The organism is Pseudomonas sp. RU47 (assembly GCF_004011755.1).
Taxonomy (GTDB): domain Bacteria; phylum Pseudomonadota; class Gammaproteobacteria; order Pseudomonadales; family Pseudomonadaceae; genus Aquipseudomonas.
In genome coordinates, this window is the sequence record NZ_CP022411.1 from 5,619,882 (window position 1) to 5,640,816 (window position 20,935).

The 20,935-nt window shown below is 60.5% G+C and carries 18 protein-coding genes and 1 pseudogene; 9 read left to right on the forward strand and 10 right to left on the reverse strand.

The window, feature by feature from the left end; translation table 11 throughout:
- Window positions 1–38: 38 nt before the first annotated feature.
- Window positions 39–431: a helix-turn-helix domain-containing protein gene (locus tag CCX46_RS25615; protein WP_224790100.1), complete on the reverse strand. Its 393-nt coding sequence runs from the start codon at window positions 429–431 to the stop codon at window positions 39–41.
- A 361-nt stretch (window positions 432–792) separates the two neighbouring features.
- Complete coding sequence (locus CCX46_RS25620; RefSeq protein WP_127929770.1) at window positions 793–1,902, reverse strand: DUF2817 domain-containing protein; 1,110 nt, start codon at window positions 1,900–1,902, stop codon at window positions 793–795.
- A gap of 269 nt (window positions 1,903–2,171) precedes the next feature.
- On the opposite strand from CCX46_RS25620, the gene ggt reads away from it, so the two are divergent.
- Window positions 2,172–4,004 carry a gamma-glutamyltransferase gene (gene ggt, locus CCX46_RS25625; protein ID WP_127929771.1) on the forward strand — a complete coding sequence of 611 codons (1,833 nt, stop codon included), beginning with the start codon at window positions 2,172–2,174 and terminating at the stop codon, window positions 4,002–4,004.
- 397 nt (window positions 4,005–4,401) lie between these two features.
- Entirely contained in the window at window positions 4,402–4,770 is a 369-nt protein-coding gene (locus CCX46_RS25630) for a DUF6124 family protein (RefSeq protein WP_127929772.1), read from the forward strand.
- A 99-nt stretch (window positions 4,771–4,869) separates the two neighbouring features.
- Here CCX46_RS25630 and CCX46_RS25635 read toward each other — a convergent pair whose 3' ends face one another.
- The 5 genes and pseudogenes from CCX46_RS25635 to CCX46_RS25650 form a co-directional block, all read right to left on the reverse strand.
- Window positions 4,870–5,502, reverse strand: a complete 633-nt coding sequence (locus CCX46_RS25635; RefSeq protein ID WP_127929773.1) for a LysE family translocator — start codon at window positions 5,500–5,502, stop codon at window positions 4,870–4,872.
- A gap of 77 nt (window positions 5,503–5,579) precedes the next feature.
- A complete protein-coding gene (locus CCX46_RS25640; protein WP_127929774.1) occupies window positions 5,580–6,179 on the reverse strand; it encodes a flavin reductase family protein in 600 nt (199 codons plus the stop codon).
- Between the two features lie 173 nt (window positions 6,180–6,352).
- The gene (locus CCX46_RS31260; RefSeq protein WP_446730742.1) at window positions 6,353–6,961 is read right to left on the reverse strand and encodes a methyl-accepting chemotaxis protein; all 609 of its coding nucleotides are present in this window, start codon (window positions 6,959–6,961) and stop codon (window positions 6,353–6,355) included.
- Window positions 6,941–7,669: pseudogene (locus CCX46_RS31265) on the reverse strand (PAS domain-containing protein); the annotation flags it as partial. The gene CCX46_RS31260 and the pseudogene CCX46_RS31265, both read right to left, overlap by 21 nt.
- A gap of 115 nt (window positions 7,670–7,784) precedes the next feature.
- Window positions 7,785–9,098, reverse strand: coding sequence for an MFS transporter (locus CCX46_RS25650; RefSeq protein WP_127929776.1), 1,314 nt, complete (start codon window positions 9,096–9,098; stop codon window positions 7,785–7,787).
- 350 nt (window positions 9,099–9,448) lie between these two features.
- Here CCX46_RS25650 and CCX46_RS25655 point away from each other — a divergent pair, with 350 nt between their 5' ends.
- From CCX46_RS25655 to CCX46_RS25680, 6 genes are all read left to right on the forward strand, one after another.
- Entirely contained in the window at window positions 9,449–10,867 is a 1,419-nt protein-coding gene (locus CCX46_RS25655) for a short-chain fatty acid transporter (RefSeq protein ID WP_007912940.1), read from the forward strand.
- A 188-nt stretch (window positions 10,868–11,055) separates the two neighbouring features.
- Window positions 11,056–12,753 (forward strand): molecular chaperone HscC, encoded by a 1,698-nt coding sequence (locus CCX46_RS25660; protein WP_127929777.1) that lies wholly within the window; start codon window positions 11,056–11,058, stop codon window positions 12,751–12,753.
- Between the two features lie 11 nt (window positions 12,754–12,764).
- Window positions 12,765–14,474 carry a J domain-containing protein gene (locus CCX46_RS25665; RefSeq protein ID WP_127929778.1) on the forward strand — a complete coding sequence of 570 codons (1,710 nt, stop codon included), beginning with the start codon at window positions 12,765–12,767 and terminating at the stop codon, window positions 14,472–14,474.
- A 99-nt stretch (window positions 14,475–14,573) separates the two neighbouring features.
- Window positions 14,574–16,268, forward strand: a complete 1,695-nt coding sequence (locus tag CCX46_RS25670; RefSeq protein WP_127929779.1) for an acid phosphatase — start codon at window positions 14,574–14,576, stop codon at window positions 16,266–16,268.
- Window positions 16,269–16,387: 119 nt separating this feature from the next.
- On the forward strand, window positions 16,388–17,575 hold the full coding sequence (locus tag CCX46_RS25675; RefSeq protein ID WP_127929780.1) for a hypothetical protein: 1,188 nt from the start codon (window positions 16,388–16,390) through the stop codon (window positions 17,573–17,575).
- A 180-nt stretch (window positions 17,576–17,755) separates the two neighbouring features.
- Window positions 17,756–18,277, forward strand: a complete 522-nt coding sequence (locus tag CCX46_RS25680) for an SET domain-containing protein-lysine N-methyltransferase (RefSeq protein WP_127929781.1) — start codon at window positions 17,756–17,758, stop codon at window positions 18,275–18,277.
- 20 nt (window positions 18,278–18,297) lie between these two features.
- Here the strand turns inward: CCX46_RS25680 and can are convergent, their stop codons facing one another.
- Entirely contained in the window at window positions 18,298–18,942 is a 645-nt protein-coding gene (can, locus tag CCX46_RS25685; RefSeq protein WP_064120416.1) for a carbonate dehydratase, read from the reverse strand.
- Between the two features lie 141 nt (window positions 18,943–19,083).
- Here can and CCX46_RS25690 point away from each other — a divergent pair, with 141 nt between their 5' ends.
- The gene (locus tag CCX46_RS25690) at window positions 19,084–19,488 is read left to right on the forward strand and encodes a serine kinase/phosphatase (RefSeq protein WP_127929782.1); all 405 of its coding nucleotides are present in this window, start codon (window positions 19,084–19,086) and stop codon (window positions 19,486–19,488) included.
- A gap of 129 nt (window positions 19,489–19,617) precedes the next feature.
- Here the strand turns inward: CCX46_RS25690 and rimI are convergent, their stop codons facing one another.
- Window positions 19,618–20,070: a ribosomal protein S18-alanine N-acetyltransferase gene (gene rimI / locus CCX46_RS25695; protein WP_007912963.1), complete on the reverse strand. Its 453-nt coding sequence runs from the start codon at window positions 20,068–20,070 to the stop codon at window positions 19,618–19,620.
- Window positions 20,063–20,812, reverse strand: coding sequence for an energy transducer TonB (locus CCX46_RS25700; RefSeq protein ID WP_127930452.1), 750 nt, complete (start codon window positions 20,810–20,812; stop codon window positions 20,063–20,065). Before CCX46_RS25700 ends, rimI begins: the two co-directional genes overlap by 8 nt.
- Window positions 20,813–20,935 lie beyond the last annotated feature (123 nt).

The window sequence follows — 20,935 nt, forward strand, 5'->3', positions numbered from 1 at the left end:
GTGTTCGCGCACCTTGGTTCCGCGTTCTTTGGGTTACTTCAAATTTCTTTTTCTTCGTCGCTCGCTTTGGTCGCTGCCTGTGCGATTAGTGCGTCGAGCATCTGCGCAATGACCTTCTGTTGGACCTTCGAAAGTTCATTGATGGACTGCAGCCGTCGATACCACGCCGAGGTCAAGCTGCGTCTGGGCGTCTCCGTGTAAGAGGGAACCCCGAGCAGGTCTTCAACGGGCACGCGAAGCGCAAATGCCATCTTCACCAGTGTCGTGACCGGCATGCTGCGCGTGCCCTCCTCGTAGCCCTGAAAGGTTTGCCGGGAAAGACCTAAAGCCCGTGCAAACCGAGTCTGTGTGATCTCGTGCACTGTGCGTAAGTGAGCAATGCGACTGCCCATCGCCACCAGAAAATCGCGATCCTCATTGGAAATACTCATGACAATGGCCGACTGAAAATAGAGTTGAATGGCAACGGACTCATCCTTTTCATCTGAAATCCATCCTGGAAAAACAACAGAAAACATCCTCAGGTAAAGGCGCGTAAGTTGTCGACCTGAAAGATTTGTAGGAGAAATGCAGAACAACCGCTAGGTCGGGGGCGAGGTACTACAGGCGCGAAAATGCCTTTTCATTCGACTAAATCGGTACCGACAGATCAGGTTGAAAAACCGCTGTAGGAAACGTGTTCGATCCAGGTATGAATTAGATCGCGCAGCACGGATACAAAAAACGGCTTACCGCAAAGTGAGCCGTTTTTTGTGCCCGGAGGAAAGTGCCGGCAGCAAAGACACTGATGATTTACCGCGACCAGTTACCCAACGCCGACAACCCTTTCGCCCAGATCTGCCGAGTGCGCAAACTGACCATTGCGCGCCGGTCCGGATCGGTCGGATAGAACTGCTCGAGCAGATTCAGTTTGATCTCACGCCCTACCGCATCCAGCGGATCGCCATGCAAATGCAACCAATGGTCATCACGCAAATGCCGATGCACATCCGGCCCCGGATACGTCCCGCACTCGATCACGAACGGCATCAATTGCACGTCCGGCAATGCATTAAGCAACGCCTGTGAGGTGTACCCGGTAGCCGTCGCTGCCACTCCGGTTTCGCTCAGGGTGTCGGCGCCCGTGTGCAGGGTGTAAAGCCATGGACCATAAATCGCCTGGGCCTGCGCGAGTGCCGGGTACGGCGCCTGGGTGATGGTCAGCAACATCGGATGGCCGTATTCGCCAGCGCCGGTATGCAGATCGAAACACATCACGGTTTCAGCGCCAGCCAGATGCGCGTCGATGATTTGATGCAACGTGCGATTCGACCAGCTCGGCGCGAGGCCACCGTAAAACAGCCCGTCGGGATGGCTGTGCTGACCGCCCTCGACAATCGACATCACCGCTGGCCAGCCGTGTTCTTTTATCTGCGCATCGAGCAAGGCATCGGCGCTTTTGCGCTCGGGGCCGTTCAGATCAGTGCACGCGTAGATTTCATGCAGGGCGGCGTACGCGCGGTTATCCGGTAGCGGCCCGGTGAAATCGAGGTGATTACGGTTGAGGTCGATGTTGTCTTCGTTGACCCGGCGCAGCCATGCGGTGCCCCATGGGTTGATCAGGTGCACCATCACCACGGCGACATCCTTGGGCAGCGAACCGGGTACGAATGCCTTCAGCCAATCGATCTGACAGTCCGAGCCGTAATAACCCTCGACCCCGTGCGTGCCGCTGAGCGCTACCAGCCGACGTTTGGCTTGCGGATCGCCGAGCACAGCGACGTCGGTACTCAGCGGTTCGCCGAATGGCCCGCAGCGTGGATGTGCGTAGGAGGTGAGCGTGGCTCCGGCGGCGTTGGCGGCGGCGAGGAACTGTTCGCGTTGATCGCGGTAGCTGGATTCGGTGGGGAACTCGCTGTGCATTCTTGGCCTCTTGTGATTTTTATGTTTTGACCTCTGTAGGAGTGAGCCTGCTCGCGATAGCGTCATCACATCCAACATAATTGCTGACTGACCCACCGCTATCGCGAGCAGGCTCACTCCTACAGGGGGACGTGTGCGGTCAGTCAATTGAGGTTGACCCTAGCGAACATCCGCCCCGAAAAGAAAGACAAAAATGCCCATCGGTTTGCGTCGCGACCGAGCGGTCGATAAAGTCCCCGAGACTTTTATCCCACGGACGGAGAGCCCGCGTGTTTTCAGCCTTGCCCTTGAGCCGCTTTCGCCTGCCAGCCCTGACGCTGATCATCAGCGCCCTGACCCTCACCGCGTGCAACGCCCCGCCCTCCTCGACCTTGCCGCTGGCACCGGAAGCCGCGTCCGGTTTCCGCACCGATCTGCAAACCCGTCACGCCAGCAAACACATGGCCGCTGCTGCCAATCCACTGGCTGCTGAAGCCGGGCGCGAGATGCTGCGTCAGGGCGGTTCGGCGATTGATGCGGCGATTGCGATGCAAGCGGTGCTGACGCTGGTTGAGCCGCAGTCGTCCGGGATCGGCGGCGGCGCGATGATCGTGTTGTGGGACGGTAAACAGGTGCGCACCTACGACGGTCGCGAAACCGCACCGGCTGGCGCCACCGAGAAGCTGTTCCTGCGCGCCGATGGCCAACCGATGTCGTTCCCGCAAGCACAGATCGGCGGTCGCTCGGTCGGTACACCGGGGGTGTTGCGCGCACTGGAGATGGCCCATAAACAACACGGTCGCCTGCCATGGGCGAAGCTGTTTGAACCGGCGATCAAACTGTCCGAGCAAGGCTTTGCGATCTCTGCGCGTTTGCACTCGCTGCTGGAATCAGATCCAGTCATCCGCCAGTCGCCGGACATGGCCAAATATTTCCTCAACGCCGATGGCAGCGTCAAAGCCGCCGGCACGCGCCTGCAAAACCCGGCGCTGGCCGCAGTGCTCAAACGCATCGCCAACGAAGGCGCGGACGCGCTGTACAAAGGCCCGATCGCCGAAGAAATCGTCGCCAAGGTGCAGGGCCACGCCAACCCCGGCAGCCTGACGTTGAATGATTTGCAGCGCTATCAGGCCAAGGAACGCGCGCCGCTGTGCACCGATTACAAACGCTGGCAGGTCTGCGGCATGCCACCACCGTCATCGGGCGGCATCGCCGTGGCACAGATTCTCGGCACGTTGCAGGCGCTGGAAACCCGCGATCCACGTCTTTCCCTGACACCGCTCAAACCGCTGAAGACCGACAAGCCAGCCGGCATTGAACCGGATCCGCAAGCCGTGCATCTGATCGCCGAAGCCGAACGCCTGGCTTACGCCGACCGCGCGCAATACGTCGCGGATACCGACTTCGTGCCGGTGCCGGTCAAAGGCCTGGTCGATCCCGGTTATCTCGCCAGCCGCGCCAGCCTGATCGGCGAGCGCAGCATGGGCAGCGCCAAACCGGGCACCCCGCCGGGCGTACAAGTGGCCTACGCGCCGGACCGCTCGCCGCTGCGCATCTCCACCTCGCAAGTGGTCGCGGTGGATGACCTCGGTGGCGCGGTGTCGATGACCACCACCATCGAAGCCGCGTTCGGCTCGCACCTGATGGTTCAGGGCTTCTTGCTGAACAACCAGATGACCGACTTCTCGTTCATCCCCGAAGAGAACGGCCAGAAAGTCGCCAACCGCGTCGAGCCCGGCAAACGCCCACGCTCGTCGATGGCGCCAACGCTGATCTTCGATCGCCACAGCGGCGAATTCGTCGCCACAGTCGGCTCGCCGGGTGGTTCGCAAATCATCGAATACGTGGCGAAAACCACCGTCGGCCTGCTCGACTGGCACCTCGACCCGCAAAGCGCCATCAGCCTGCCCAACTTCGGCAGCCGCAACGGCCCCACCGAACTGGAACAAGGCCAGTTCAGCCCGGCGCTGATTCAGGCACTGAAAGACAAAGGGCACGCAGTGAATGAAATCGACATGACCAGCGGCACCCAGGCCATCGTGCGGGTCAAGGATGCGCAGGGGAAAGCGTCGTTGGAAGGTGGCGCGGATCCACGGCGTGAAGGCGAAGCGTTAGGGGATTGAGGCTAGGACGCAAAACAAAAAAGGCTTACCGCGAGGTAGGCCTTTTGTTTAGCACACTGCGTATTTCAAATCGGGATGTTTAAAAGCTGCGAGGTAAACAGAGAACCGTCCCACAAGGTTTTCAGGTTGTCCGTCGGACGTCAGCTCTCTAGCCTGTACTCGTCGCTGCCAATTCAGTGACCGGGATTGGAAACCCCGAGTAGAACCGAGCGCACAAGCGCCTTTCATAACGTATCCTTGCGCACCTTCATGGTGTGCACTCCGTTATGGCGGCTGTGCGCGGGAGACCTTCGGGTCAACCGGGTTCTCCGTTCCCCGGGTTTCCAACCTGCGTACAGCTGCCACCTATTCGTTCGGAAACCGAATCGGCCAGCTCCTATCCTGATCGGAGAACACCATGAAAAAACCAACACCCAATCCCCCCGAAACAGACACCGACCCAACATCCCCGTACGCAACCATCGACAGCAAAAAACTCAACGAAGCGGCCGACCGCGCCCTCGACCACTACCTCAAACCGACCATTCACATCATGGCGTCCACCCGCGTAGCTGAACCCATGTACCTCGCCAACCCGGTGTACGACACCGAATCCCTGCTGGCCAATGCCAGCGAAACCCTGGGCTCGGTCACGGAGATGCTCAACAATTTCGCCGCTGTGCTGGATACCGCGCACCGCAAGACCGCGCTGGGTATCGCGCAAATCGTCATGCTGAGTGAGTTGGCGGTGAATCAGGCGCTGGATAACGTTCAGCCGGTTACGTAGTTTTCGCAATGCATAAAAAATCCGATGCCGTGCAGGCATCGGATTCTTATTTCCTGGCACATACGAGGCAAAACAGCTTTCACATCCAAGATATATGGCTCAGCGATTCGCCAGCAGATGCGCCCCAAACAGCAAATAACAACCACCGGCCAAGCGATCCAACCATTGCCGCGAACGCTCATACACACCAGCGATTCGGCGACTGGCGAAGAACAGCGCCACGCAGCAATACCAGCTGAACGACAGCGTCGCCATGGTCATCACCGCCAGTGCCAGTAACAGTGGCGGGATGTGAGCCGGCATGGCCGTGGCGAAAATGGTGGCGACGAATAATGCTGACTTGGGATTGGTCATGTTGCCCAGAAAGCCGCGGCCATAAGCGCCGAGCAACGTTTGCTGCGAGTCATCCAGCGTACCCGCGACGATCGGCGCCTTGCGCTTGAACTGCTTGAGCCCGAGGTAGATCAGGTAGCAGCCACCGGCAATCTTGAAGCTCAGGTACAGCGTCGGCGCGGCACTGAACAGCGACTGAATGCCCAAGCCACCCGCCAGCCCCCACAACACGGTTCCGCTGGCCACGCCGAGCGCCGCGACGACACCGTGGCGGCGGGAACGGCTGACCGCCAGTTGCGCGATATTGAAGAAGTTCGGGCCGGGCGTGACCACGGCCACAGTCCACAACAGGGCCAACGACAGCAACGGCGCCAGATAACTCGAAAGGGAAAAATCCATGAGGGTATGCGCCTGATTGGGTTCGACGATGCCCTCTACCTTGCAACATCCCGCAATGTTTTGCCATCAGCCGTCATTCAGATCGCTAGCGTCTTGCCATCCACCGCATCACCAATCGTCAGAAAATGCCCGCCTGCCACGTGGTGCAAGGTGCGCAAACCGTCATGCCCTTCGAAATGCCAGCGCCCGTCGCTGAACACGCGTTCATCGGCGTGGGCGGCGATGACTTCGGCGAGGAACAGATCGTACTGCTCGTGATTGCGTGGCTCCGGCAGCAAACGGCATTCGAGCCAGGCCACACAGCCGTCGAGCAAAGGTGCTTCGACCTGTTCGCCGGCAAACGTCTGCAAGCCGTACGCCTGAAACTTGTCTTGCCCTTGGGTTTGGCTGATTTCCAAGCCCGAGGTATTGCCGACGGTTTGCACGATGTCGGCCTGATTGACGCACGGGACGTTGAGCACGAAGGTGCCGGACGCTTCGAGCAACTGGCGGGTCCAGGTGGATTTATCGAGGACGACGGCGACTTTCGGTGGCTCGAAATCCAGCGGCATGGCCCAAGCGGCGGCCATGATGTTGCGCTGGCCGTCGTGGGCGGCGCTGACCAGTACGGTCGGCCCGTGATTGAGCAAACGGTAGGCTTTGTTCAGGGGCACCGGGCGGCGGTGGGAATCGCTCATGGGATCTGCTCCGCGGGAAAAGGAGCCGATTGTAGCGCCAGACCACAGAAAGAAGGCGGGTGAAAAACCTGTGGGAGCGAGCTTGCTCGCGAAGGCGATAGGTCAGTCACATCAATGTTGAATGACACACCGCTTTCGCGAGCAGGCTCGCTCCCACATGGGATCAGTGCAGGTCAGTTGGAGAGTTGATTGGCGAACTGGCCCACTGCGTTGACGACTTTCTGCGCACCGTCCTGAATTTCGACAATCACCGTGCCCGCCTCGGCCGCCAACGCCAGTCCTTGTTCAGCCTGAAGCTTGCCGTCGGTCATCAGCGCCACGGCGTTGCGCGCCATTTCCTGGTTCTGCCGCACCACGGTGACGATCTCTTCAGTCGCCTGACTGGTGCGCGAGGCCAGTTGTCGCACCTCGTCGGCCACCACCGCAAAACCACGCCCCTGCTCACCGGCGCGCGCCGCCTCAATGGCAGCGTTGAGCGCCAGCAGGTTGGTCTGTTCGGCAATGCCGCTGATGGTTTTGACGATGGTGCCGATCACCTGCGACTGCTCGTTCAGTGCCTCGATGCCCTCACCGGCAGCCTGCATGTGCCGCGACAGATCACGCATCACATTCACCGCCTCGGTGACCACGGTGGTGCCACGTTGCGCGGTGCTGTCGGTTTGCTGCGAGGTGCTGTAGGCAATGCTCGCCGCGTCGGCGACGGCTTGTTCGCGGTTGACCTGATCAGTGATCACGGTGGCGAACTTCACCACTTTGTACAGTTTGTTGTTGGCATCGACCACCGGGTTGTAGGACGCCTCCAGCCACACCGTACGACCATGGCTGTCGACACGCTTGAAGCGATCAGCGACGAATTCGCCGTTGTTCAAACGGCGCCAGAAGTTCTGGTACTCGGCGCTGTTGTATTCCTCCGGGGTGCAGAACAGGCGGTGATGTTTGCCCTTGATCTGCGCCAGGCTGTAACCCATGCCGCTGAGGAAGCGATCGTTGGCATTCAGCACATTGCCGTTGAGGTCAAACTCGATTACCGCGGTCGAACGCACCAGCGCACCGATCAGGTTTTCGTGTTCACGAGAAGCTTCGATGGTGCGGGTCAGGTCGCTGGCGAACAGCGAAATATGCTTGATTCGCCCGTCCGAAGAACGCACCGGTTGCACGATCGAACGCAGCCACGCTTCTTCACCATTGCCACGCAACAGGCGTACGGCACCGGCGAAATGCTCGCCACGGGTCATGGCGTTTTTGAAGCGATGATGGAATTCGTCGGACTTCACGTGGGCCGGGACGATGTCTTCAATCGCCCGACCAATCAGGTCCTGGCTCTTGTAGAGCATCTCGGTGAGGAAGTTCTGGTTGACCGACTGAATGCGCCCGTCGGGCTCAAGGTTCAGCACCAGCATCTCGCTTTCCAGGCTTTCCTTTACCTGCACGAGGCTGGAGAGTTCTTCACGAAGAGCGGCCAGCTCTTGCTTCAAGCGTTTGTTGAACATGGGGAGTACCGATGGGCAGGTTGGAAAGCGGGATGCAGCCTAACCATCGGCCTTGAAAATCTTTTCTGAAGAGCGTTTGCGACCCGACGGTCAAAAATAGTTCCAAGCTACCGAGTCAGGCAGTTCCCGCCACCTGGCAGGGTCCCGTGCGCGGCATCCGCGAGCCGAAATACGCCGCTGTCAGGAGGCCCACCACACCCATCACCGCGCAGAACATCACGCAGATCCATGGGCTCCATGGCATCAGACCAATCAGCAGCAGCGGTGTGATACTGGCCCATGCGGCGTAGGCAATGTTGTAGGTGAAGGAAATGCCTGACACGCGAATACGCGCCGGGAACAACCCGACCATCACCGACGGCACTGCGCCGACAACACCGCACGCAAGACCGGCCAAGGCGTAGGCGGCGCCGACCCAATCACCACCGCTGATCAAACAACCGTAAAGCACGCCGACGCCCAATGGCAGCAACAGGCTGTAGAGCATGACCGTGCGCCACGCGCCAATGCGATCGACCAGCAACCCGGCGATCACGCAGCCGATGTTGAGGAAGACAATGCCCAGTGCACTGAGGGCGAAGGTGTGGCTGGCGGTCATGCCGAAGGTTTTCTGCATCATGGTCGGCGTAATGACGACGAACACCACCACCGCCGAGGTCAACACACAGGTCAGCAGCATCGCTGGCAGCATCGCCAGGCGGTGCTCGCGCAGCACTGTGCGCAGCGGCAGCTCTACCCGCGCTTCACGCTGCGCTTCCATGGCCATGAACACCGGGGTTTCGCTCAGCCAGCGGCGCAGATAAACGCCAATCACGCCGAACACGCCACCGAGCAGGAACGGGTAACGCCAGGCGTAATCGAGGATTTCCGCCGGGGTGAACACTTGTGCGAGGAACGTCGCGGTCAACGCGCCGATCAGGTAACCGAAGGTCAGCCCGGCCTGCAAAAAGCCCAAGGCATAACCGCGATGGCCGGTCGGCGCGTGCTCGGCGACGAACACCCAGGCGCTCGGCACTTCACCGCCTACCGCTGCACCTTGGAGGATGCGCAGCGCCAGCAACAGCAGCGGTGCGAAGTAACCGATCTGCGCGTAAGTCGGCATGATTCCGATCAGCAGGCACGGCAGCGCCATCATCAGGATGCTCAGGCTGAAGACTTTCTTGCGCCCGAGTTTGTCGGCGAAATGCGCCATCAGAATACCGCCCAAGGGCCGCGCCAGATAACCGGTGACGAAAATCCCGAAGCTTTGCAGCAAACGCAGCCACTCGGGCATTTCCGGCGGGAAAAACAACTGGCTGAGGGTCAGGGCGAAGAACACGAAGATGATGAAATCGTAGATTTCCAGCGCGCCGCCAAGGGCCGCAAGGCCGAGGGTCTTGTAGTCGGAACGGCTGAACGGCGCAGGTTTGGCCGGGGATTGGGCAGTCATGGCAAAGAACTCGGAAACAGGCAAAAAACCAAGGCGCCCATGGTCTACGCAAATGCGCGGATGGACAACCCGTTAGACCATAGTCCCGGTTTTGCAAAACCGGCTCACAAAGCACCGGCAGTTGAATTACTGTTAATGCCTGTCCAGCGGGACCACGCCAACCCCGGCCAACCGCAGTGAACCTCATGTGGAAGCGAGCCTGCTCGCGAAAGCGTCAGCCCAGCCAACTTCAATGTTGAATGTGCCGGCCTATTCGCGAGCAGGCTCGCTCCCACAGGGATCTCTGTGTTGTGGAGATCGGCGAGCGTTCCCGCGGACCACAATAACCATAAAAATCCGAGGTACTCCCTGTGGCCGTTGATATCGAAGATAGCCGCTCCGCACGCTTTGCCCTGCGCTGTTCAAGCTTCGCCGAACGCTGGTTTCCCGATTCCTGGGTATTCGCCGCACTGGCCGTGATCATCGTCGCCCTGGCCACACTGGCCATGGGCGCCAAACCCACCGATGCGGCGATGGCGTTCGGTGACGGTTTCTGGAGCCTGATTCCATTCACCATGCAGATGGCCTTCGTGGTGATCGGCGGTTACGTGGTCGCCAGCTCGCCGCCCGCCGTGAAACTGATCGATCGCCTGGCACGCATCCCGAAAAACGGCCGTTCCGCCGTGGCTTGGGTCGCGTTGATCTCAATGGTCGCCTCGTTGCTCAACTGGGGTCTGTCGCTGGTATTCGGCGGTTTGCTGGTCCGCGCCCTCGCCCGCCGCACCGATCTGAAAATGGATTACCGCGCCGCCGGTGCCGCTGCCTATCTGGGCCTTGGGGCGGTGTGGGCGCTGGGTCTGTCGTCGTCGGCCGCGCAGTTGCAAGCCAACCCGGCCAGTCTGCCGCCGTCGATCCTGTCGATCACCGGGGTGATTCCGTTCACCGAAACGATTTTCCTCTGGCAGTCGGGCGTGATGCTGCTGGCGCTGATCGTGATCTCGATCATCATCGCCTACGCCACCGCTCCCGGGCCGAACTCGGCGCGCGACGCCAAGGCCTGCGGCATCGACCCGGCCTTCAACCTGCCTCCGCTGCAACCGCGTACGCGTCCCGGTGAATGGCTGGAACACAGTCCGCTGCTGATCATCGTGCTGGTATTGCTGGCGGCGGGATGGCTGTTCCACGAATTTTCGACCAAACCGGCGATCACTGCGATTTCCGGGCTGAACACCTACAACTTCCTGTTCATCATGCTCGGCGCCTTGCTGCACTGGCGGCCGCGCAGTTTCCTCGATGCCGTCGCGCGTGCGGTGCCGACCACCACCGGCGTGTTGATCCAGTTCCCGCTGTACGGCTCGATTGCCGCACTGATGACCACGGTCAAAGGCACCGATGCGCAAACCCTGGCGCACCACATATCGACGTTTTTCGTCAGCATCGCCTCCCACGACACCTATGCGCTGCTGATGGGCGTGTACTCGGCGATACTGGGTTTCTTCATTCCGTCGGGCGGCGGCAAGTGGATTATCGAAGCGCCGTACGTGATGCAGGTCGCCAATGATCTGCAGTATCACCTCGGCTGGGCGGTGCAGATCTACAACGCGGCCGAAGCGCTGCCAAACCTGATCAACCCGTTCTACATGCTGCCACTGCTCGGCGTACTGGGACTGAAAGCGCGGGATCTGATCGGTTTCTCGTTCGTGCAGTTGCTGGTGCACACGCCACTGGTGCTGCTGTTGCTGTGGGCGCTGGGGACAACATTGGCGTATACGCCGCCAGTCATGCCGTAACCCAAAGCGGGGTGCAGTCATGCTGGCCGCGCCCCGCACTTTTCTCCTGAAACAGCCCTGTATCGGACTGCCTGTCGTAAATAATGGCTCAGAGCCATCATCCTGCTTTACCGCATCGTCCCCTCGGTAATATTCTGCGCGCCCATAAATGTTTCATTTTTTACCAAGCGCAAAGGGAGTTCGTTGCAATGATCGTAGGGATTGACCTGGGAACCACCAACAGCCTGGTCGCCGTCTGGCGTGGTGATGCCACCGAGTTGGTGCCCAATGCCCTGGGTCAGTTCCTGACACCGAGCGTTGTCGGGCTGGATGATCAGGGCCGGATTCTGGTCGGTCAGGCGGCGCGCGAGCGTCTGCACACGCATCCGCGTCTGACCGCATCGCTGTTCAAGCGCCACATGGGCAGCGCCACGGAAGTTTATCTGGCCGACAAGGCATTTCGCCCAGAAGAACTCTCCGCCTTGGTGCTCAAGAGCCTGAAAGAAGACGTCGAGCGCGCTTTTGGCGAAACCGTCACCGAAGCCGTGATCAGCGTCCCGGCCTACTTCAGTGATGCCCAGCGCAAGGCCACGCGGATCGCCGGCGAACTGGCCGGGCTGAAGGTCGAGAAGCTGATCAACGAGCCGACCGCTGCCGCCCTCGCCTATGGACTGCACCAACGGGACAAGGAAACTTCGTTCCTGGTTTTCGACCTCGGTGGCGGCACGTTCGACGTGTCGATTCTGGAGCTGTTCGAAGGGGTCATGGAGGTGCGCGCCAGCGCCGGTGACAACTTCCTCGGTGGCGAAGACTTCGACACCGTGCTGCTTGAGCACTTCATCAGCCAGCACCGCTCGGCCGCAGACTTCCCGGAGCGCAGCAGCGTCATCCAGCCCCTGCGTCGCGAGGCCGAGCGCGTGCGCAAGGCGCTGGGGCAGGACGACAGCGCCGAATTCCGCTTGCAGCTCGGTGAGCGGCAGTGGACGCAAATCATCACCCAACAACAGTTGGCAACGCTGTACATGCCGCTGCTCGAGCGCCTGCGCGCGCCGATTGAGCGGGCGCTGCGCGATGCGCGCATCCGTGTCAGCGACCTCGACGAGATTTTGCTGGTCGGCGGCACCACGCGCATGCCGCTGGTACGCAAACTCGCCGCCGGGCTGTTCGGCCGCTTCCCGTCGATCACCCTCGACCCTGATCAGGTCGTGGCACAAGGCGCGGCCATTCAAGCGGCACTCAAAGCCCGCGCCGCAGCGCTGGAAGAAGTGGTGCTGACCGATGTCTGCTCCTACACGCTGGGTATCGAGACCTCCACTCAGGTCGGCCGCACCTATGAGAGCGGCCACTACCTGCCGATCATCGAGCGCAACAGCATCGTGCCGGTGAGTCGGGTGAAAACCGTGTACACCCTGCACGACAATCAGGAACAGGTGGTCGTGCGCATCTTTCAGGGCGAAAGCCGCCTGGTCAAAGACAACGTCGCACTCGGCGAACTGGACATCAAGGTGCCGAAACGCAAGGCCGGCGAAGTTGCCCTCGACGTGCGTTTCACCTACGACAACAACGGCCTGCTCGAAGCCCAGGTGAAAATCCCCCTGACCGGGCAACAGCATTCGCTGGTCATCGAGAACAACCCAGGCGTGCTGTCACCCGAGGAGATCCAGCAACGCCTGGCGAACCTCGCACAACTGAAGATTCATCCGCGCGAGCAGCAGGTCAACACGCTGCTCAGTGCACGTCTGGAGCGCCTCTATCAGGAAAGCCTGGGCGATCTGCGTGATCTGATGGGCGATTGGGCCAAGCAATTCCAGATCGCGCTCGACTCTCAGGATGAGCGCCAGATCCGCGAAGTGCGCACCGATTTGAGCCGACGCCTGAGCGAACTCGACCGCACCCCGTGGCAATAAGGAGTCTGGCCATGGATTGCTGGTCGGTGCTGCACCTGCACGATGACGCTGAAGCGCGCGACATCAAACGCGCCTATGCGCGCCTGCTGAAAACCTTCCGCCCCGATGAGGATGCCGAAGGTTTCCAGCGCTTGCGCGAAGCCTATGAACAGGCGCTGGCGATTGCCCGGTGGCGCCTTGAAAACGCTGAGCCTGCCGACGATGAAGACGTCGCCGTGGCCACGACCTCCAGCGCCTTTGCCGCGCTGGCATTGGATGCCACACTGGCAAAAACCCCGGCGCAGGATGTTGCAGCGTTTGAGTTCGCGCCCGTCAGTCCGGCCGCCCCGCAAGCGTTTACGCCGCCCGAGAAGGACGATGTTCGACGTGTCGAGCCACTGGCGGCGGACGCTTTTGTGGACGCCCAAGCCATTGAAACGCAGGCCGCCCTGCAACTGCTCGAAGATCTAACGCCCGACAACCTCGACGAGCGCTGGAATCAGGCGCAACAGCAAAGCTGCGCCAAGGCCTTCGAAAGGCTGTTGCTGCAGCTGTGCTTTGAACATCCCCACCTGCGCAGCCCGGTGCTGAATTGGGCCGTCGAGCAACTCGGATGGTTGGGGCCGTGGCAAGAAGTCCTGATGAATGATCATCAGCGCGACCGGCTCGCTGAAAGCCTGATGGCCGATTACCGAAACGCCTTGCAGACGCTGCTCGAAAGCCAGAGCGAACGCGAATTTCTCAACGTGCTCAAACGCTACAGCGCTCAACCGTGGCTGCAGGTATTCGATCGCCGTGAACAATGGCAGCAAACCCTGCTGCACTTGCTCAATGACACTGAGTGGAGCGTGCCGCTGTTCGACCGCATCGGCCAACTGTTCGGCTGGGATCACAACAAAGGCCTGCACCCGCAACCGGACTGGCTCTGGGACACCTTGATCGAACGCTGCGATCAGGAAAGCTTCTATGACAATCTGCGCGCCAAGGCTGAAAGCGACCGGACGTGGGCGGCCGACGTGCAAGCGGCGCATCTGTTGATCAATCCGCTCAAGCCCCTGCAGCAGAAGAAGATCATCGACGGCTTTGGTCAGAATGAATGGCAGGCCTGCCATGACTTGTCGGAAAAACTCACGTGGCGTTTCCCCGAACTGCTCGCTCGCTTGCCCTACGCCGATGTTTTTTACTGGCGGCGGTTCCTTCCGCGACCGATTGCCGCCGAAACCTGGGTGTGGGTCTGGACGGCGATTGCCTTGGCGCTGTTCCTGCAAACTCTGCCCTCCCAACAAAAAACCGCCATGAACCTCGTCTTCATGCCGATGTTATTTGCCTGCGTGCCGGTCTGGTTTTTCCGCTTCGCCCTGAGTTGGTGGGTGGTGCTCACGTCCTATGTCATCGTGCCGGACCTGTGGCTCACCGAATGGCTGATTCCGCGCAAATGGAACCCTGACACGCGCTGGCTGGTGATACGCCATGGAGTACCGCAAGGGGTGATGGTGCTGCTGTTTTCGCTGTTGCTTGGCCCGCTGGGGGCGCTCACTTATGTCGGCACGCTCTTGATCGGGCTGGTGCACAAACGCCGTATCGGCTCGCTCGATACGGAGCTGAGCCAACGTCGTCCTTGGCTGACAGCGCTGCACTGGGCGCGCTTCAGTCCGTTGCAATTGCTGTTTCTGGTGGTCATGACCGCAATCACGGCAGCCAGCAGACTCGGTTTTTCGCTCAGCCAACTCATGCCCGGCTAGGCAAGCAGCGCCGGTGCCGCTTGTCATCCCTCCGTCACATTCACTTGCTAGCGTCCGCCCGAAACATACTGAAACAATTAAGCAAGAACGGGCTGACAGATGAAAGACGACACAGACGGCACTGACGCACCTGAATCCAATCACCCCACCGACACCAGTCGCCGCCGCTTCCTTGGCGGCGTCGCGGTGCTGGGTGTCGGTGCCACGCTGACCGGGTGTGGCAGCACCAGCGATCAACCGGGTAAACCGGCCGAGCGCCCGCTGACGCCCGCCGAGCTGGACAAGGCCCTGCGCGACCAAGTGAAAACCGTGGTGGTGATCTACGCCGAAAACCGCAGCTTCAACAACCTGTTCGGTGATTTCCCCGGTGTCGAAAAACCGCTGGCAGCGCTCAAGCCCGGCGACTATCAACAACGTGACCGCGACGGCTCGCTGCTGCAAACCTTGCCGCCCGTCTGGGGTGGCGTGCTGCAGATCGGCCCGCAAACTCTCGATGGCGTGACCTACCCCAGCGCCACGCAGTTTCAGCAAAACCTGGCCAACGCCCCCTTCGCTCTCAAAGGCCCTAACGCTGAAGATTTGCCGTTCGGTCTGGTGACCCGCGATTTGTGGCATGTGTTCTATCAGAACCAGATGCAGATCAACGGCGGCAAAAACGATGGCTTCGTTGCCTGGGCCGATTCCGGTGGCTTGACCATGGGCCACTACGCGCAGAGCCGTTATTCCCTGCGTCTGTGGGACGTCGCTCAGGAATTCGTGCTGTGTGACAACTTCTTTCAGGGCGCCTTCGGTGGCTCGTTCCTCAACCATCAGTACCTGATCAGCGCCACCGCGCCGTTCTATCCAGACGCGGCCAATTCGGTGGCCAAGTCACAGATCGCCGCGCTGCAAAGCGACGATCCGGCCGATTCGCGCCTTAAACCGCTGGAGCAATCCCCCGCCAGCGCCATGAGCGGCCCACCGCAGTTCGGCCCGAGTGCGCTGACCCCGGATGGCTTCGGCGTCAATACTCTTGCCCCGCCCTACTGGCCCACATGGATTCGCGACCCCGAGCGCCCGGCGTACTCCAAAGCGGATTTGCCCAACGTCATGGTGCCGCAGACCCACGAACACATCGGCGACAAGCTGTCGAAAAAGAACGTCGATTGGGCCTGGTACGCCGGCGCATGGCAGGCGACGCTGGATCAGTACAAGGATTCCGGCGGCATTCCGAAGATTCCGAATTTTCAGTATCACCACCAGCCGTTCAACTACTTCAAGCAGCAAGGGCCGGAAAACCCTGACGAGCGCAACAAGCGTCTGCGTGATGCTGGCTTGGGTGACGAATCGAGCAGCAACAAGTTCTTCGCCGATGCCGAAGCGGGCAAGTTGCCGGCGGTGAGTTTCTACAAACCCCAGGGCAACCTGAACATGCACGCCGGTTATGCCGACGTGGCCTCCGGGGACCGGCACATCGTCCGCGCGTTGAAAGTGCTGCGCGAAAGTCCGCAGTGGCAAAACATGGTGGTAATCGTCACGGTCGACGAGAACGGCGGCTGGTGGGATCACGTCGCACCGCCCAAGGGTGACCGCTGGGGCCCGGGGTCACGCGTGCCGGCGCTGGTGGTGTCGCCGTTCGCGCGCAAAGGCACGGTGGATCACACGGTCTACGACACCGCGTCGATCCTGCGGCTGATCACCCGTGTCTTCCAGCTGGAGACCCTCGACGGCCTCAAACAACGGGATGAGGCGATGATTGCCCGGGGTCAGAAACCCATGGGCGATTTGACCAACGCCCTGCATTTTCAAGCTTGAAAACCAGCCCTGCGAGTTTGCGCAAAATTCTGCCGATGACGGCTTCTCTGTCAAACGCGGCTGATCCACTATGAGCCGCCCCCGAAACGCGGGGAACCGACGCTGAAAAGGATCTGAGCATGTTCAAATTCGCAGGACTTAACCCGATAGCATTGGCTCTTGCCGCGCTCACGCTGAGCGCGGCCGCCCACGCCGATGTCGACTTGAAACTGGGCAGCACTGAGCGCGTCACCCGCCTCTTCGCTTACCCCAACAACTGCAACGTCATCTGTTTCCGCAACTGGACGCTGGAACAGACCGTCGCCCATTACCTGAACCAGAGCGTGCAACGCGATGGGTATGCCGATGCCAAGGTGTTGGTAAAAACCGACAACGGCCAGCTCTACGCCGAAATCACCGGCGTGCCGAAGGATTACGACAAACCGCTGTCGGCGCTGCTGGATGCGGGGGATCTGGCCTACACCGGCGCGAGCAAGCTCAACGCCGACGGCAAGTGGGCCTACAGCTGGTATCTGTTCCTGCCACTGGGCATGGCCCTGGAAAACCGCAAAAGCGTCGAGTTGCTGCACTTCCCGCCGGATTACTCGCTGACCCAAGCGCAGGATTATCTGCGTTCGAACACCACCGATCGCTGGGCCACGCTGCTGACCGACAATGGTATTCCTGCCGAGCAGACGCCGGCCTATCAAACCATCATCGACATTGCCCCGATCGCTGCGCCGTCCAATGCCGGCAGCGACCTGGAAGGCGTGTATGACTACTTCAAGGACTACCAGACCACGCTGGTCAAACAATTCAGCCAGACCGCTAGCGGCACGACGCTGCCGATGGTCGCGTTCGGCGCGCCGGTACGTAACTGGATCAAGCGGCAATACGGGCCAACCGTGAATGTATTGGGGCTGGCGACCATCAGCCCGAGCGAAGGTGTGAAAGTGCCCGTGCTGGGTTCGAACCACCCGAGTTACATCTGGTACGCCGCCGACCCGAAGAGCTACACCGGCGACGATGCGCAAGCCAAGGCCGATGCGGCGGGCCTGAAAGTCATGGGTCAGGATTTGAGCGCCGCCTGCTGGCAAGCCGGCATGGGCAGCAAACCGGGCAGCGATGCGCAAACAACGCTCAACAGTTGCACGCAGACGTGGCAAGTCACGCAGAAAGTCAAAACCTGCGAGCTGTTCTACACCTCGATCCGCAATCTGACCCCGGAACAGGCCACCGCCAAGTGCGCGACCACCCCGATCAAGACTCAACTGAAGCAATTGCAGGCACCGCTGCCAGCCACCGCAATCCCCGCCCCGCACCTGTAATCGCTTGAGGCATTCCCGTGTCAGCCAAGGCTGACGCGGGAATACGTCTAAATCGCCTGTCAGATCTGACAGTAGACCAGCTATACCTAATAAGACACGATTGGATCCAACCAGCAGTATTGCAGCGCTGACAGGACGTCAACCCAAGGAAGTCGCAAAAGCCTTGCGACAAGGACTGATATGAACATCCACGCTATGGCGCACTCGCCGCCACGCGATACTGAAGGCATCTATCCCTTCGCCGGCCTGCCCGTGCGCCTGGGGTTTCCGGCCAGCGCCGATTTCGAAATCCTTCAGGATGGATACGGCGCCCCTACGGCGGTCGCCGCGCGGCGCGAGTTCCTGCACACCCACCGGATGTGCCGGGTGTCCGGGCAATTACTGCCGTATCGCTGCCGCCAGACCCGACAATTGCTGACGGGGATCCACATTTACGACCCGCGCTTCTGCGGATTGATCGAACACGCCTGCGACCCCAACGTGTTTCTCGACATGAGCGAGTTATGGTTGTGGGCGTTGAAAGATATCCACAGCGGCGAACGGCTGACCATGGACTACACCGCCACTGAAGACAAACTGCTGCACCAGTTTGCCTGCGGTTGCGGTTCGCCACGCTGCCGTGGGTGGATCACCGGCTACGACGAACCACCCACCCTCGAAGGTCAGCACTTTCTACAGCGCTGGCGGCATTCAGGTCGCTGAAAGGTGCGCTGGAAGCAGAGTTATACCGCGCCAACCGGACGCAAACGATACTGCGGCGGCAATTGCTCGAAACCACTGATGGTCGTGTTCAGACTTTTCCAGCGGCCATCCTTGATGCCGTAGATGCACCCGTGGATAGACAGGCTCTGCCCGCGATGCCAGGCGTTCTGGATGATGCTGGTGTGGGCGACATTGGCCACTTGCTGGATCACGTTGAGTTCGCACATGCGATCAACCTGCTCTTCTTCGGTCGGCAGCTTGGCCAGTTCTTCGCGTTTTTCGTAGTACAGATCGCGGATCGATCGCAGCCAGCCGTCGATCAGACCGAACTGACGGTCCTGCATCGACGCGCGCACACCGCCGCAGCCGTAGTGGCCGGTGACGAGGATATGTTTGACCTTGAGCACGTCGACCGCGTACTGGATCACCGACAGGCAGTTGAGGTCGGTGTGCAGCACTACGTTGGCGACGTTGCGGTGCACGAACAGATCGCCCGGCAGCATGCCGACGATCTCGTTGGCCGGCACGCGCGCATCGGAACAGCCGATCCACAGGTATTCAGGGGTTTGCTGGCGCGCCAGTTTGGCGAAGAAATCCGGGTCTTCCTTGGTGATCGCGTCAGCCCAACGCTCGTTGTTATCAATCAGGTCTTGTAAGTCGTGCATGCTGTAAGGCCTCAAGAAAGATGCGCTGGTATGACAGACGACCGCCCGTCGGGGTCACGCCACCAGCGCAAGTGATTTCATTGGAATTCTCGTGTGCCCGGTGAGTCCACCTTAGTAAGGCCCACAGTATGAGGAATTGCCATGACTGATTCACGACGCCCTTACGATGCCGTGCAACCGGAGCCCATCGATGATAACGAAGACCGCATGGGTTCGGTGCATGAGCTGGATTTCGATGAAGACGAACCGAGCGCGAAAATCGGTGATGAGATTCCCGAACGTGAACGCGAGCAGTTGATGCCGCGTGAGCGGGTGCGCGAGGCCGGGATGACCGGGGCTTCAGTCAGTGATCATGAGCCGACTGACGACGACATGAGCCCGGAAACGCTGATTCATGAAGACGGTGCGCGGGATGCCGCAGAAGCGGGTGAAGGCAATCAGGCGGATTGGGATTTGAGCATTGTCGATGAAGATGACATTGGCGGTGGCAATGGGCTGGATGAGGCGGAGCTGGCGCGGCGCGATCCGCTGGATGGTAACCGCTGATCTTCGTTGCCTGACAGGACGCTTTCGCGAGCAGGCTCGCTCCCACAGGGGTTTCGGGTTGCGCACAAATTGGTGAACGCCCTGAGTCCAATGTGGGAGCGAGCCTGCTCGCGAAGCTTTTAAAGGCGATCAGTCAACCAGAGTGCAGGCCATGACCACCGCGTCTTCACGCCCACCCACCGCCGGATAATAATCCCGGCGCCGGCCAATCTCGTTGAAGCCATAACGTTCATACAACTTGAACGCGCCCGTGTTGCTGTCACGCACTTCCAGAAAACATTCCCGCGCCGAAGCCGCATACGCCCGCGACATCAGGTGCTCAAGCAACGTCAGGCCCAGCCCACGCCCCTGATTCTCCGGTTTGACGGTGATATTGAGGAGATGCGCCTCATCCAGAATGATCTGCACCACGCCGTGGCCAACCTGCTGCTCACCTTCGAACATCAGCCAGATCTGATACTTGCCCAGTCCATCAAGAAAAATCCCCCGAGTCCACGGATGGCTGTAAGCGGCGTACTCGATTTTCAGCACGGTTTCCAGATCCGCCTCGGTCATCGGGCGGAACGATACAGCGTCACTCATTCGATTCTTTCCAGCGCGCCATCAGCCGACGCATGGCTTGCCACACAGCGGCCTTGCGCTGTGGCTCTTCCATTAACAATTCCAGACCGGGAATGGCCCAGGCCGAACCCAGACCTTCGATCTGCAATTCACGATTGAACGCTTCGGCATCCGCTTCACCGGCGAAACGCACCGCCGGCAGGCCGATCAGCCACAGGCAGGCGCACGGAGCGGCTTCCATTTGCACGGAAAGGAAACCCTGCACAAAGTCACGCGCCGCTTCCGGGCCCTGATCCATGGTGCCGCGATTGAGCCACGGCCAGCGCACCGGCTCGCCGACGATTTGCGGCGCATCCGGCAGACCGGCGGCGCGCAACATGTCCTTGAGCAACAGATAAGCCGGATCGCGGCTCTGGAACGGTTCGCCTGTGGGTAACTCGACCAGCAGCAGGCAACGTCCGGCGCGCAGCAATTGCAGGGCGAAACGCGGTGGCGGCACCGGGGCCGGTTTGACGACGACTGGTGTGTCGTCGACCTCTTCTACCGGTTTGGCACCGGTGCGGGTACTCGCCAACGACGGCCGCGGCACTTCGATTTTCGGCCGTTCGACCGGACGAGCGGCAGCCGTTTGCACCGGGGCTTCGGCCTGCGGAGCAAGCACGACCGGCGCCTCTACCTCGGGCTCGGGCATGTCCAGCAGCTCGGGCCGCGACGGTGCGGCGAAGGGCAATTCGGTGCGCGGCAGCCAGTTGACCACCTGCATGGCGTTCAAATAGGCGCGGCGGCGGGACTCGATTAGCAAGGGTCGGCCACTTGTGGATAACTGAAGTGCGCTGATTCTACCGCCCTTCGCTCAAGATCGCCCGTTGTTGATCGACACACTTAA